Source organism: Psychrobacter sp. PSi21 (assembly GCF_054960615.1).
The window spans coordinates 1-13,809 of the sequence record NZ_JBHNYR010000028.1 but is presented as its reverse complement, the minus strand read 5'-3'; the positions used below and the strand labels follow the sequence as shown (position 1 = coordinate 13,809).

Sequence of the window (13,809 nt, the reverse complement as noted above, 5' to 3'; positions counted from 1 at the left end):
GCTTATTGCGTTTGATGCGTCTAATGACTGCCAGCTTGGCTGTTTTTATTCTGTTCTTCCTTGAGGAGTTGCTTATGTCCACGCCTGTATCTGCTAAGCCCTGTACCACCTTGCAGCAGCTTTTTGACACCCATACGGGTCAGATAGCACTCACGCCGTATTTGGCTGAGCTTATACAACGCCATGACGCAGCCGCACAGATACCCTTTACGGCGTTTTGTTTGGACAGCCGTTATATTGGAGCGGGTGAAGCATTTGTACTATTAAAAAGCCAGCGCGCAGAGGAAGCATTTGCAAAAAGCCGCGCTTATTTGCATCAAGCGGCGGCGCAGGCTGCATTTGTGCTCACAGAAATTGACCCAAGCGCGTTATTTGCGCAGACGGCATCTGACGATGTAGCTGATATATCTGATCTGCCGTGCCCCGTACTTTATGTGCCGCATATTCGCGACTTTTTGGGCAGCTTGATCCAAGCGCAGTTGCAACACCTGCAGCCAGTGACGCTACCAACTGTGGTCGCCGTTACCGGTACGAACGGTAAGACCACCATCAGTCAACTGGTGGCGCAGCTGACTCAGCTGGCGGGTATGAGTAGCGCGGTAATGGGCACGGCAGGTAATGGCAAACTTGGCGCATTGATGCAGGCAAGTCACACCACAGGCGATGCTTTGGCAGTGCAGCAGTTTTTGCATCATATGGGTAGTGAGGGCGCTGAACTTTTGGCGCTAGAAGCCAGCTCACACGGCCTTGACCAACAGCGTTTGCAAGGTGTGCCGATCAAAGTAGCAGTATATACCAATCTAAGCCGTGATCACTTGGACTATCATGCCGATATGGCAGAATATGCAGCGGCAAAGGCCAAGCTGTTTGACCGCGCCCATTTCCCAACCTTGACGCACGCGATCATCAATAGAGATGACGCTTATGCCTCGGTGATGCTAGAGACAGCACATGCCAGCGGTCTGATTGTGTGGACCTATAGCCTCGATGACACTCAAGCCGCGACATTCAGCGCGGTACAGATTGCCCCCAGTTTGCAAGGGGTGGACATCACACTGCGCAGCACGCATCAAGATCAGGATCATGGTCATGATGCTGAGCAGACCACACCGCTGCATAGCCCGCTACTTGGTCACTTTAATGTGGCCAACTTGCTCGCCGCAGTAGCCGCCGCCGCTGCGTTAGACATTGATATGACGCGTATGCCAACCTTGGTGCCTCGCTTGCAAGGCGCGATTGGGCGCATGCAGCGCGTGCCTTCTCGTGATGGCTGTTTTATCGTCGATTATGCCCATACGCCCGATGCGTTGACCCAAGTGCTGAGCAGCCTAAAAGCGCATTGTAAGGGCCAGTTGTGGGCGGTATTTGGCTGCGGCGGCGACCGCGACACGGGCAAACGGCCGTTAATGGCGCAGGCTGGTTTGGCAGGAGCCGATCAGGTGATTTTGACTGCGGACAACCCACGCAGCGAAGATCCCAACCGCATTTTGCAAGACATGCAAGTAGGCATGACGACTGAGCAATATCAGCGTACCCACATTGAGCCTGCGCGCCAGCAAGCGATTGCTTATGCCGTCAATCATGCCAGCGCGGATGACATTGTGGTCATCGCAGGCAAAGGGCATGAAACCTACCAAGAAATCTGCGGCGTGCGTCATGACTTTGATGATGGCGTGGTGCTACAGCAGGCGCTCACTGAAGCCCGCCGCAGCGAATAACGACGCTAACGACAACCCAAGCACACCGTCACTCCTACCCAGCCACGATATATAAGGTACATACGATAAGGTAATCACTATGACAGCTGACAATAACAACACCATACAGTCGCAGGGACTCTATGTTTGGCAAGCGGATAACTTGCAGGCAGCGACAGCAGCGCTGAGCGGTCATTGGCAAGTAGAGCAGGCGGGCGCACCTGAAGCCCGCGCGGCGGTCACCAGTCATCGTATCGCCACCGACACGCGCACCATCAAAACGGGCGATATATTTTTGGCACTGAGCGGTGACAACTTTGATGGTCATGACTATATCAACGTCGCGGCGAGTAGGGGCGCGGTGGCTGCTATCGTGTCGCGTCCGATTTCGACCAATATCCCGCAACTGGTGGTCAGTGACACACGGCTGGCACTGGGTCAGCTGGCTGCGTATCGCCGTCAGCAGCATCCAAACGTGACGGTCATTGCCATCACTGGCTCAAGTGGCAAAACCACCTGCAAAGAGATGCTGGGCAGTATTTTTGGTCGCCTTGCACCGACACTCATCACCCGTGGCAATCTCAATAACGACTTGGGCGTGCCCATGATGCTGCTTGAGCTCTCAGACCATCATCGCTATGCCATTTTAGAGCTGGGCGCTAACCATCTCGGTGAGATTGCTTATACCACGGAGATTGTCCGTCCCGATGTGGCCTGTATTTTGAACATTGGTACGGCGCATCTGGGCGAGTTTGGTAGCCGTGAAGGCATTTGCCAAACCAAGGCGGAGATTTATCACACCTTAAACAGCAGCCAGTTTGCCATCGTGCCTGACAAAGATGACTTTACCAATCAGCTGCGCCGCATTGCTGAGCAATATACTGCCAATGTCATTGGTTTTGGTAATACCGATGTCAGTGCCAGTCATTTGGATGTGGAGCCTGAGCGTAGTGAGTTCAAACTGCATATCGGCACCCAAGTGCATGATATCAGCTTGCCCTTAGCAGGGGAGCACAATGTCAATAACGCATTGGCCGCAGCTGCCTGCGCCCATGCGCTCAGTATTGATGTTAATGATATCGTCACAGGGCTTGAAAACGCGCGTCCTGCCAAAGGTCGCCTGAACAGTCAGCTGCTGGGCATGCACCGCTTGATTGATGACACCTACAATGCCAACCCGCATTCGGTACGCGCCGCTACCAAAGTACTGGCGGCGCAAACAGGTACCCAAGTCATGGTACTGGGCGACATTGCTGAGCTTGGTGATGCCGCCGTCAGTGAGCACCAAAGTTTGGGCCGCACCATCGCCTCAATAGAGATTGATGTGCTGCTCTGCGTGGGTGAATATGCCAAATATACCGTGATCGGAGCAGAAGAAATTGGCTCCACCAGTGCCCATGCTTTTGCAGACAAAGACAGTTTGCTGCGTTATTTGCAGCAGTATTTACAAGCGCAACAAGCGCACCCTTGTACCGTGTTGTTCAAGGGCTCTCGTTCCATGGCGATGGAAACACTTATTGATGCGCTAGTAAAGGAGTAGGCGGTGTTAGTTTGGTTGTTTGGCTGGCTTGGTCAGTATTATACGCCGTTTTCTGCGGTATCTTCACTCACGCTGCGAGCGCTACTGGCAGTGGTGACCGCGCTTGGCTTTAGTATGTTTTTTGGTCAGCGCGTGATTCAGCATTTGCGTGATCTTAAGTACGGTCAAGCGATTCGTAATGATGGGCCGCAGTCACATTTGTCCAAGACAGGTACGCCAACGATGGGCGGGGTGCTGATTTTGACTGCCATTGGTGTCTCGACGCTGCTGTGGGCGCGCCTGAGTAACCCTTATGTGTGGATTTTACTCGTGGTAATGGTCATCTTTGGCGCTGTTGGCTGGGCGGATGATTGGCTTAAAATCAAATATAAAAATCCAACGGGTTTGATTGCCCGCAAAAAATATTTTTGGTTATCGATGGGTGCGTTGTTTGTTGGGGCGTCTCTATATTATATCGCCACTCAGCAGCCCAATATCGAGACCACGCGGCAGATGCAGGACTTGCTGTTGCCCGTGTTTAAAGATTGGATGATCCCATTCTCTGCCGTACCCTTTGGTATTGGCTTTATCATCTTTACTTATTTTGTGATCAATGGGGCGTCAAACGCGGTCAACTTAACCGATGGCTTGGACGGCTTGGCCATTTTGCCAGTCGTTATGGTGGCCGCAGGATTGGGTGCGATGGCCTACGTATCGGGTGATGTGCGCTTTGCGGATTATTTACATGTGCCTTATATTGCCTATAACTCTGAGGTCATTATCGTATGTGGCTCCATGATTGGGGCAGGTCTTGGGTTCTTATGGTTTAACGCCCATCCCGCGCAAGTGTTTATGGGTGATGTGGGCGCGTTGGCACTGGGTGCGATGCTCGGTACGATTGCAGTGATGACCCGTCAAGAGATTGCCTTTGCCATCATGGGTGGTCTGTTTGTCGCCGAAGCGCTCTCTGTGATGCTACAGGTCGGCTCGTATAAGCTGCGCAAAAAACGCGTTTTTCGCATGGCACCGCTGCACCATCACTTTGAAGAGATTGGCTGGAAAGAGACCCAAGTGGTCACACGTTTTTGGATCATTGCTATTTTATTGGTCATTTTGGGATTGATGACGCTGAAACTGCGCTGATTGTAATCAATGATACTCAAGCACCAATAAAAGCCATTTTAGAGGGTTCTAAAATGGCTTTTTTGTCGCCTGCTGCTGCTGATTTTTGCTAAGATGCTCAGCATATTTATCAGATGCCGAGATGCTTGTGCGCTTGTTTACCTGTCCACTTTGTCATTCGCCACTACAGCCTGCTGCTGATACGTGGCGCTGCGATGGTAGTTTGAACCCAAAGCATACCCAGCACCCCTTTGATGTGGCGCGTCAAGGCTACGTCAACTTGCTACCTGTGCAACAAAAAAAATCCAAAGCCCCCGGTGATAGCGCTGCTTCAATAGCCGCGCGGCAGCGGTTTTTGGTGGCAGGTCATTATCAGCCTTTGCAAGCGCTGATCCGTGAGCAGATGACCGCACCGCTGTCGCAAGATACCGACATCAACTGGCTGGATATCGGCTGCGGTGAAGGCTATTACACCCAAGCGATGGCAGAGGTATTAAGCCAAACAGATGAGTATGATAACAAGCGTGCGTCGAAGCTGATCGCCGCTGATATCAGCAAACCTGCGGTCATGGAGTTGGCTAAGACCAGCAAAATGGCAGGGCAGTTGTGGTATCAGCTCTCAGACAAACCATCGGCAGCCAGTATTTATCCAATGGTCACCAGCGCCGCCCACCTACCATTAGCAGCCGAGAGCATCCACGGTATCAGCAGTATTTTTAGTCCGATTTTGCCTGAGGCGTTTGCGCGGGTTTTGGTGGCGGATGGCCTATTATTGATTGCCAAACCCGATGCGGGGCATCTGGCCTCTATGCGCGCCGCGCTGTTTGACAATGTGCGTGAGCACGATTCGGATAAGTTTTTGCATGAGCTTGCGCCGTATTTTACCTTGCTGAGCACTCATACCGTCAGCAGTCAGCTGCGCTTATCGGCATCTGATTTGGCAGATTTGATGACCATGACCCCGTATGCCTACCGCGCCTATGGCGAAAAACGGCAGCAACTGTTAGACAGTACCGCCGCTGCGCCCTTTGTCACAGACGCCAAGTTCGTGCTCTATGTGCTACAAAAAAAGGCGCAAAACTAAGCGCCTTTTACTGTATCTGTTAAACCGTTTGCGTATCAATATTCTTGGAGCAGCCAGCCGCTACCAAAGGCAAAATACTCGCGAAACCATGCGTTATAGCGGATCGATAATGGTGTTGGGCTGGCAAGGGGAATGGGCTGCTGATAGCCTTGATGCGTGGCAATCGCTGCGGCGCGAATGGTATGAAAGTCACTGGTGACAATCGCAATCGGCGCGCTGTTATCGATGCCTTGCGCGGCAAGGATAGGCTGACTGTAGGCCAGATTTTCTTCCGTACTGGTGCTTTTGCCCTCTTGATAAATACGACTCGGCGGTATACCGTGGGTCTGCTGTAAGTAGGTTGCCATGATATCGGCCTCGCTGCGAGTCTGCCCCAGTCCGATACCGCCACTGGTGATGATAAGTGCTTGCGGCTGCTGCTGGGCTAGCGTCGCTGCGGTATCTAAGCGACTGGCCAAGGTAGCGCTTGGCTTGCCTGCCACTGTCCCTGAACCGAGTACAATCATCGCCGCCACAGGCGGCAGCGGCTGTTTGCCGCGCTCAATCTGCTGCTGCAAGACATAGACGAATACCACAAAGCTTGCCAGCCAGAGCGTAAACAATACCCACAGTCCATACCACACACGGCGCAGCAATAGGTTGTTATCCAGCTTGGCACGAATAATGTGCCAGCCAAGCCCATGTACCATAAAAATGACGCCTATTAAAAAAGGCAGTACTGTACCAAAGTTAAATTTATCAACGGTCATCAAGGCAACGCAGTCGATGATGAGAATTGCCCCAATTACTGTTAATACAATACGTAATAACCCAAACATAAATTTTTTATCCAGTCAGCGCTGATAGAGGAGTCGTACTGAGTATAGTTGTCAGATGCTAATCGCTATAAATTAGTTGTACGGTAGGCAAAATCATAATATAGAGGTTGGTGGATCCAGCCAATACTAGCCGATAGTGCAATTCTTTAGATTTCTACTAGTGTGTGAATGTGCTTAGTAGTGGTAACAATCGCAACCTTTCTTCAAGTTTCATAAAGCTACTTAATGTGAGAACCATTTATCATTTTCTTTATCGATAAAGCGATGCTTTATCGTGATACTTCATTAGGTATCTTTAATCATAATTCATCAATGTGAATTAAATTGGGAAAAACAATGAAAAAGATAATAGTAAGTTCGATTCTAGCGGCTACTGCCTGTTTGTCGATGGTTGGTCAAGCCAATGCTGCACCAAATTATTCACAACATCATGCGTCTCAAATACAACACCAAAAAAATGGTAACAAGGCAGATAATAAGCATAAAGTTGCCAAAAATAAGGCAAAGGCATCAAACCAAAAAGCAAAAGTAGTAGCTGCCAAGCATAAAGCACAAGAAACACATCAAGACAAATACCAGAGCAAGTATAAAAGCGATAAACAAAGTAAGAACGATTACAGACACCGCTCATAAAAATGATATCTGATTATCCGAAAATAGCGCCTCAAATGGGCGTCATTTTTTAACAGTATATATAATAAAAAAAGAGACCATTAATTGGTCTCTTTTTTTTGTTAATCTCTTATATTAAATTTTATTTCGAGTTGTCTCACCGTTAACCAATCTCAAAATATTGAACGGATTTTCATCCTTCAATGCTTCTGGTAATAAGCTTTGGGGATAGTTTTGATAACACACAGGGCGTAGATAACGGTCAATGGCCAGCGTTCCGACCGACGTGCCACGCGCATCAGACGTTGCCGGATAAGGCCCGCCGTGTACCATTGCCTCACAAACCTCTACCCCTGTTGGATAACCGTTTAAGAGTAGGCGTCCAGCCTTTTCTTCTAACACAGGTACCACGTCGGCGAATTCAGCAAAATCCGCTTCATCAGCGATCAAAGCGGCTGTTAGTTGGCCGTTCATGCTACTGAGTGCTTGAATGAGCTGCGCTTTATCTTGGACTTCAATGACTATGGTCGTAGGACCAAAAATCTCTTCTTGTAGCAACTGATTGTCTGCCAGCAGTAATTCTACGTCTGCTTTAAACAGTTGCGGCTGCGCTTGATCTCCCTTTTGAGGCTGTCCTGCTAAATGCTGGAACCCTTCATGTGTCATCAAATCTTCCAAACCTGATGAGTAGCTTTTTAACGTGCCAGCATTCAACATGGTCTGTGCAGGTTTGGCATCGATAATGTCAGTTAATTTTTCAATGAATTGACTGTATTCAGGTGACTTAATCCCAATGATTAAACCAGGATTGGTACAAAATTGTCCACAGCCCATGACGACAGAATCCGCTAAGTCTTGAGCAATGCTATCACCGCGATTTTTTAGGGCAGCTGGCAGCATGAGCATAGGATTGATACTACTCATTTCTGCAAATACTGGAATAGGATTGGGACGAGCGGCTGCCATCGCACTTAAGGCTTGACCACCTTTTAGCGAACCTGTAAAACCAACCGCTTGAATCAAGGGGTGTTTTACCAGCGCTTCACCGACACCACTGCCATAAACCATACTAAACACGCCTTTAGGCATGTTGGTACTCGCAACCGCTCTATCGATCGCTTGTGCGACTTGATCCGCCGTTACCATATGACCACTATGGGCTTTGACAATCACAGGACACCCTGCCGCCAACGCAGAGGCGGTATCACCGCCCGCTGTCGAAAAAGCTAAAGGAAAGTTACTTGCCCCAAACACAGCAATCGGACCCACGCCTATCTTCACCTGACGTAAATCTACACGCGGCATAGGCTCACGCTCAGGTAGCGCCGTATCGATACGCGCTCCTAAATAGTCACCGCGGCGGAGCACTTTAGCGAATAAACGCATTTGACCACTGGTGCGACCACGCTCACCTTGTAAACGCGCAAGCGGTAGCGCGGTCTCTTGCGAGATATCGTCAAGAAAGTCTTGTCCTAGCGCATCGAGTTCATCGGCAATCGCTTCTAGAAATAACGCGCGCTGTTCAGGTGACGTATTACGATAGCTTTTAAAGGCGTCACTGGCGGCTTCGCAGGCCTTGTTGACTTCTTCTTCAGTCGCTTGATGAAACTCATAAGCCAACGCTTCTCCTGTGCTGGCATTAATACTTTGTAAGACTTTGCTGCCCTGCGCACTGCGTTGACCTGCAATAAAATTATGTCCAATAACCATAGTATTCTCCTCAGAGTGTTTTAACTGAACCAATGGATAGTTCAGGTTGAGTATGTGCAATCTTATTTTTTAAAGAATGACCAAATTCTTTCATCTCAATCTCGAATTCGTCACCGACTTGGGTTTGCATACCGTCTGCAAATGACAGCGTCGCCGTACCAAAATAATGAATATGTACATCACCTGGTTTTAAGAATTGTTGATATTTAAAATGGTGGTATTCAAGATTGGTTAGGCTATGACACATATTGTCTTCACCTGATAGAAATTCTTTTTCCCAAATTACCTCACCATCACGGCGCAGGCGACTGGTACCGACCAAGTGTTTTGGCAGCTCACCCGTGCGTAGCTCTGGCCCATAACTACAAAAACGTAATTTGGAGTGGGCAAGATATAAATAGTTGCGACGTTCCATGATGTGATCAGAAAACTCATTGCCCATGGCAAAGCCAATTCGATAGGGTTTTGAGTCTGGACCAATCACATACAAACCTGCAATTTCAGGTTCTTCGCCGCCATCCTCTGCAAAATTAGGCATTGGCAAATCTGCACCAGGACGAACCACAATAGAGCCATCGCCTTTATAGAACCATTCAGGTTGGGCGCCCACCTCACCGTCAGCAGGTTTACCTTTTTCAATTCCTAATTGGAATATACGCATGGTGTCGGTCACTGAGGCAGTATCAGCCGCGTTCTGTTGGTGCATTTTGTCACGAGTGGCGGCAGAGCCTAAATGAGTCAATCCCGTCCCTGAGACAAAACAATGCGCGGTATCTGGATGATCTAAAGGCGCAAGCACCTGTAAGTTGTCTAATAGTTGTGCGTAGTCATAGTTCTCAGCGGCAAAGCCTAATTGTTCGATTTGTTGCTCTAGGCTCAGTGTGTTTTCGATTGCCATCAATGCTAAGTCTCGAACTGTTGCCACCTGATTGACTGGTTTGACGATATTGTTGTCGACAATGCCAACCGCGCGCTGCTGGTCTTGGGTTTCAAATTGAATAATATTCATGATTAATGTCCTTAGTACGCTTGTTCGCTGACGGGTGTTTTTTTAGATTTCTTTTTTTCAAATTTGGCATAGACGAAATAAGTCAAAATCAAGCCAAACACCATCACCACAGAGAGAAAATATAAGCCTGCTGCCATATGGCCTGTGTATTCCTTTAGTAAGCCAATGCCATAAGGTCCCAAATAACCGCCCAAGTTACCTACTGAGTTGATCAAGGCAATACCAGCTGCCGCACTACTGCCTGTTAGGAAGCGACCTGGCAGTGTCCAAAAAACAGCCGTTGTTGAAAACAAGCAAAACGCGACGGCAGATAGTGCAACCAATTGCAGGACAGGAGAGGTGAGCCAAGCACTTAAGAACATAGCAAAAGCACCTACTGCATAAAGAAAACCAAGATGCCCATAACGATCATTTAAACGGTCCGTACTGCGTGGAATAATTAATAAACCGACGACACCAAACAGATAAGGAATACTCGATAAGAAGCCAACGCGCAGATCGCTACCACCACCAAACTGCTTGATAATCGTGGGTAGCCATAGATTTAAGCCATAAATGCTCAAGGTGACAGGTAGGTAATACAGTGCAAGGAGTAACACACGTTTGTCTTTTAGCGCATGTAAAGGGTTGGCGTGGCGAGTTTGCTTATATTCAGACTCATCTTTAACCAATTCATTTTGTAGCCAATTCTTTTGCTCTGCCGTTAACCAGTTGGCAGTCTTAATATCATCTGGCAAATACAAATAGGTGGGTAGCGCCAAAAGAACAGCAGGTAAGCCAACGGCTATGAAGAGCCATTGCCAGCCGTGCATGTTGGCCATACCGTCCATACCGAGTAAAGCACCAGATAACGGCCCTGCAATAACCATTGCAATCGGCTGCGACAGCACGAACATGCCCATGATTTTGCCGCGGTGACGCACAGGGAACCATTGGGTAATCAAATACAGAACACCAGGAAAAAACCCTGCTTCAGCAACACCAAGTAAAAACCTAAGTGCATAAAAGCTCTTCGGTCCTTGGATCAGCGCCATCGCCATGGTGATCAAACCCCACGTCAATAAAATGCGCGTAAACCATTTGCGTGCCCCAAACTTGGCTAATAGTAAGTTGCTTGGCACTTCAAACATGAAGTAACCAATAAAGAATAGACCTGCGCCAAATCCGTAAGCGGCGTCACCGATACCAACGTCAGCGCCCATATGTAGATGAGCAAAGCCGACTGCACCGCGATCAATATAAGCGACCACATAAAGCAGAATTAATGCAGGGATTAATCTGTAGGTCACTGTTCGTATAACGTTCTTTTCGAAATCCATATCCGACTCCACGTTCCATGTGGTAATTCTCAGGCATCATGCCAAAGAGAAATTAGCTGTAGTTAAGGGCGTTATCAGTCGATAACTAAAATAATGTACAAAAGCTTTAACTAAAATATAGTAATACTATTTAAATGTAAACCCTTTTAAAAAGATTGTTTTTAGTGTATTTTGATTATTATTATTTAAATAGTAATACTATATAAGGATATAGAGATGTCAAAGAAGAAGCCACTACGCTCGGCAGCTTGGTTTGGAACGGCGGATAAAAATGGATTTATGTATCGTAGCTGGATGAAAAATCAAGGCATTCCAGATCATGAGTTTGATGGTAGACCCATTATCGGTATTTGTAATACGTGGTCAGAACTGACCCCTTGTAACGCCCATTTCCGCAAAATTGCTGAGCATGTCAAAAAAGGCATTTTAGAAGCGGGTGGGTATCCTGTTGAATTCCCTGTTTTTTCCAATGGCGAATCTAACCTGCGTCCAACAGCGATGCTGACGCGTAATTTGGCGAGCATGGATGTAGAAGAAGCGATTCGCGGTAACCCGATGGATGGGGTTGTGCTATTAACAGGCTGTGATAAAACCACACCTGCGCTATTGATGGGGGCGGCCAGTTGTGATGTTCCTGCCATTGTCGTCACTGGTGGGCCGATGCTAAATGGCAAACATAAAGGAAAAGATATTGGCGCAGGTACCATTGTCTGGCAAATGCACGAAGAGCTGAAGGCTGGCAAGATTGATCTCAATGAGTTTTTATCTGCAGAATCAGGCATGTCGCGCTCAGCGGGTACCTGTAATACGATGGGCACAGCCTCAACGATGGCCTGCATGGCTGAAGCACTAGGAACGTCTTTACCACACAATGCTGCTATTCCAGCAGTAGATTCACGCCGTTATGTTCTAGCGCATTTATCAGGTATGCGTATCGTTGATATGGTCAAAGAAGATCTAACGTTGTCTAAAATTTTAACCAAAGAAGCATTTGAGAATGCGATCAAAGTCAACGCCGCCATTGGTGGATCAACCAATGCGGTAATTCATTTAAAAGCCATTGCTGGGCGTATTGGCGTTGATTTAGAGCTAGAAGATTGGAATCGTATTGGTCGCGGCATGCCTACCATTGTGGATTTGCAACCGTCAGGACGATTTTTGATGGAAGAGTTTTATTATAGCGGCGGTCTGCCTGCAGTATTGCGCCGTATGGGTGAGCACAATCTGCTGCCACATCCGCAGGCACTGACGGCGAACGGACAAAGCATTTGGGAGAATTGTCAAAGCTCGCCTATTTATAATGATGAGGTTATCCGTCAAGTAGACAATCCACTGAGTACAGATGGCGGAATGTGCATCTTACATGGCAATCTAGCACCAAAAGGCGCTGTGCTCAAACCATCTGCCGCCTCAGCGGAACTGATGAAACATCGTGGTCGTGCTGTGGTATTTGAAGACCTTGACGACTATAAAGCCCGTATTGTAGATCCAGATTTGGATGTCGATGAAACCTGTATTTTGGTACTCAAAAACGCAGGCCCTAAAGGATACCCAGGTATGGCTGAAGTCGGCAATATGGGACTGCCGCCCAAGCTGCTAGAAAAAGGGATTACAGACATGCTGCGAATCTCTGATGCGCGTATGAGTGGTACGGCGTATGGCAGCGTGGTACTCCATGTAGCACCAGAAGCTCGCGCAGGCGGACCATTGGCTGCGGTACAAAATGGTGACTTTATTGAGCTTGATGCCTACGCAGGTAAATTGCATTTAGATGTTAGCGATGAAGAGCTACAGCAGCGTTTAGCGAATTTGCCAGCACCGCCCACACCCAACTTTATCGGCGGCTATCGTGAACTCTATGTCAAGCATGTACTGCAAGCAGATGAGGGATGCGATTTCGACTTTTTGGTTGGTCGCCGCGGCTCTGAGGTTCCCCGACATTCGCACTAGTTTGCTCAAATATTGGTACTCGTTTATGTAAAATAGAAGACCTTGTTAATTGATAAGGTCTTCTATAACATACTAGTGTCAAATATGAGTAACGATAAGATATGAGCACTGCCGACTACAAGAACCCTGTTCCAAGCAAAAGCCAACATGCAACAATGGTTCAACAATTGGGTCTAAAAATCATTTCTGGTGAGTTTCCTGAAAATGAAAAACTGCCTTCCTCGGCTGAATTATGTGAAGAATTTCAAGTCAGTCGTCCTGTCTGTCGTGAAGCGATACGGGTACTGAACTCCAAAGGCTTAACGTACTCTCGTCCCAAAGTCGGTACGGTTGTGCGTCCCAAGGATGAATGGCATTTGCTTGATCCGGATGTGCTGTTTTGGCTGATTCAATCCACACCAGAGAATGATTTTTTTAAAACGCTATCGACTGTGAGACGTGTTTTAGAGCCTGAAATGGCCTATATTGCTGCTAGTACCGCAACTGATGACGATATTGCACAGATTCAAGAAGCGTACGATGGCATGGAGAAGGCGACAAGTGCAGAAGAGTTTATGCAGCCTGATATAGCGTTCCATCTTGCCATTGCAAAGGCCACACATAACGACCTACTGGCTTATATGTCAAAAATGTTGGTATTACCGCTCCAACAATCTATCAAGCTGACCAGCCTAAGACCTAACTTACAAACGCATTCCTTACCAAGACATAAAGCGATCTTAACGGCAATCGAAAACAAAGACCCGCTATCAGCCAGACTGGCGTCTTTAGTACAATTGGATGATACCAATGTGGCCTACACGTTAATCAAAAAATAATTAGCCCTCTATTATGCTTGTGGCATGTGTATGCAGTGTCGTAACAAAATAGCGCCCAATGTAGGCGCTATTTTTATCTCGCTTCTATAAAGCAGAATTATGATTATTTATAGCGGCTTTTATAAAAAAAGCCATTTTGTGGTCCTATTTT

The 13,809-nt window shown here is 47.8% G+C and carries 11 protein-coding genes; 7 read left to right on the top strand and 4 right to left on the bottom strand.

Annotation, left to right across the window (positions count from 1 at the left end; translation table 11 throughout):
- Positions 1–74: 74 nt before the first annotated feature.
- From ACFI32_RS14205 to ACFI32_RS14190, 4 genes are all read left to right on the top strand, one after another.
- Positions 75–1,718, top strand: coding sequence for a UDP-N-acetylmuramoyl-L-alanyl-D-glutamate--2,6-diaminopimelate ligase (locus ACFI32_RS14205; protein ID WP_462627274.1), 1,644 nt, complete (start codon positions 75–77; stop codon positions 1,716–1,718).
- Positions 1,719–1,797: 79 nt separating this feature from the next.
- Positions 1,798–3,237: a UDP-N-acetylmuramoyl-tripeptide--D-alanyl-D-alanine ligase gene (locus tag ACFI32_RS14200; RefSeq protein ID WP_462627272.1), complete on the top strand. Its 1,440-nt coding sequence runs from the start codon at positions 1,798–1,800 to the stop codon at positions 3,235–3,237.
- 3 nt (positions 3,238–3,240) lie between these two features.
- Positions 3,241–4,359 carry a phospho-N-acetylmuramoyl-pentapeptide-transferase gene (gene mraY / locus ACFI32_RS14195; RefSeq protein ID WP_462627271.1) on the top strand — a complete coding sequence of 373 codons (1,119 nt, stop codon included), beginning with the start codon at positions 3,241–3,243 and terminating at the stop codon, positions 4,357–4,359.
- A 121-nt stretch (positions 4,360–4,480) separates the two neighbouring features.
- Positions 4,481–5,422 (top strand): putative RNA methyltransferase, encoded by a 942-nt coding sequence (locus tag ACFI32_RS14190; protein WP_462627270.1) that lies wholly within the window; start codon positions 4,481–4,483, stop codon positions 5,420–5,422.
- 35 nt (positions 5,423–5,457) lie between these two features.
- On the opposite strand, the gene ACFI32_RS14185 is transcribed toward ACFI32_RS14190, so the two are convergent.
- Complete coding sequence (locus tag ACFI32_RS14185) at positions 5,458–6,240, bottom strand: YdcF family protein (protein ID WP_462627269.1); 783 nt, start codon at positions 6,238–6,240, stop codon at positions 5,458–5,460.
- 336 nt (positions 6,241–6,576) lie between these two features.
- Between ACFI32_RS14185 and ACFI32_RS14180 the strand changes: the two genes are divergently transcribed.
- Positions 6,577–6,873, top strand: coding sequence for a hypothetical protein (locus ACFI32_RS14180; RefSeq protein WP_462627268.1), 297 nt, complete (start codon positions 6,577–6,579; stop codon positions 6,871–6,873).
- A gap of 114 nt (positions 6,874–6,987) precedes the next feature.
- On the opposite strand, the gene ACFI32_RS14175 is transcribed toward ACFI32_RS14180, so the two are convergent.
- From ACFI32_RS14175 to ACFI32_RS14165, 3 genes are read right to left on the bottom strand one after another with little or no spacing between them, the layout of a single operon-like run.
- Complete coding sequence (locus ACFI32_RS14175; protein ID WP_462627267.1) at positions 6,988–8,562, bottom strand: aldehyde dehydrogenase (NADP(+)); 1,575 nt, start codon at positions 8,560–8,562, stop codon at positions 6,988–6,990.
- A gap of 10 nt (positions 8,563–8,572) precedes the next feature.
- Positions 8,573–9,571, bottom strand: a complete 999-nt coding sequence (gene araD1, locus ACFI32_RS14170; protein WP_462627266.1) for an AraD1 family protein — start codon at positions 9,569–9,571, stop codon at positions 8,573–8,575.
- 11 nt (positions 9,572–9,582) lie between these two features.
- Entirely contained in the window at positions 9,583–10,890 is a 1,308-nt protein-coding gene (locus ACFI32_RS14165) for an MFS transporter (RefSeq protein WP_462627265.1), read from the bottom strand.
- A gap of 216 nt (positions 10,891–11,106) precedes the next feature.
- Here ACFI32_RS14165 and ACFI32_RS14160 point away from each other — a divergent pair, with 216 nt between their 5' ends.
- Entirely contained in the window at positions 11,107–12,840 is a 1,734-nt protein-coding gene (locus tag ACFI32_RS14160; protein ID WP_462627264.1) for an IlvD/Edd family dehydratase, read from the top strand.
- A 101-nt stretch (positions 12,841–12,941) separates the two neighbouring features.
- Positions 12,942–13,658, top strand: coding sequence for a FadR/GntR family transcriptional regulator (locus ACFI32_RS14155; protein ID WP_462627263.1), 717 nt, complete (start codon positions 12,942–12,944; stop codon positions 13,656–13,658).
- Positions 13,659–13,809 lie beyond the last annotated feature (151 nt).

Excerpts from the sequence above, each read along its gene's own strand:
- ACFI32_RS14205 (WP_462627274.1), top strand. The coding sequence starts at position 75 with ATGTCCACGCCTGTATCTGCTAAGCCCTGTACCACCTTGCAGCAGCTT.
- ACFI32_RS14200 (WP_462627272.1), top strand. The coding sequence starts at position 1,798 with ATGACAGCTGACAATAACAACACCATACAGTCGCAGGGACTCTATGTT.
- ACFI32_RS14190 (WP_462627270.1), top strand. The coding sequence starts at position 4,481 with ATGCTTGTGCGCTTGTTTACCTGTCCACTTTGTCATTCGCCACTACAG.
- ACFI32_RS14185 (WP_462627269.1), bottom strand. The coding sequence starts at position 6,240 with ATGTTTGGGTTATTACGTATTGTATTAACAGTAATTGGGGCAATTCTC.
- ACFI32_RS14180 (WP_462627268.1), top strand. The coding sequence starts at position 6,577 with ATGAAAAAGATAATAGTAAGTTCGATTCTAGCGGCTACTGCCTGTTTG.
- ACFI32_RS14175 (WP_462627267.1), bottom strand. The coding sequence starts at position 8,562 with ATGGTTATTGGACATAATTTTATTGCAGGTCAACGCAGTGCGCAGGGC.
- araD1 (WP_462627266.1), bottom strand. The coding sequence starts at position 9,571 with ATGAATATTATTCAATTTGAAACCCAAGACCAGCAGCGCGCGGTTGGC.
- ACFI32_RS14165 (WP_462627265.1), bottom strand. The coding sequence starts at position 10,890 with ATGGATTTCGAAAAGAACGTTATACGAACAGTGACCTACAGATTAATC.
- ACFI32_RS14160 (WP_462627264.1), top strand. The coding sequence starts at position 11,107 with ATGTCAAAGAAGAAGCCACTACGCTCGGCAGCTTGGTTTGGAACGGCG.
- ACFI32_RS14155 (WP_462627263.1), top strand. The coding sequence starts at position 12,942 with ATGAGCACTGCCGACTACAAGAACCCTGTTCCAAGCAAAAGCCAACAT.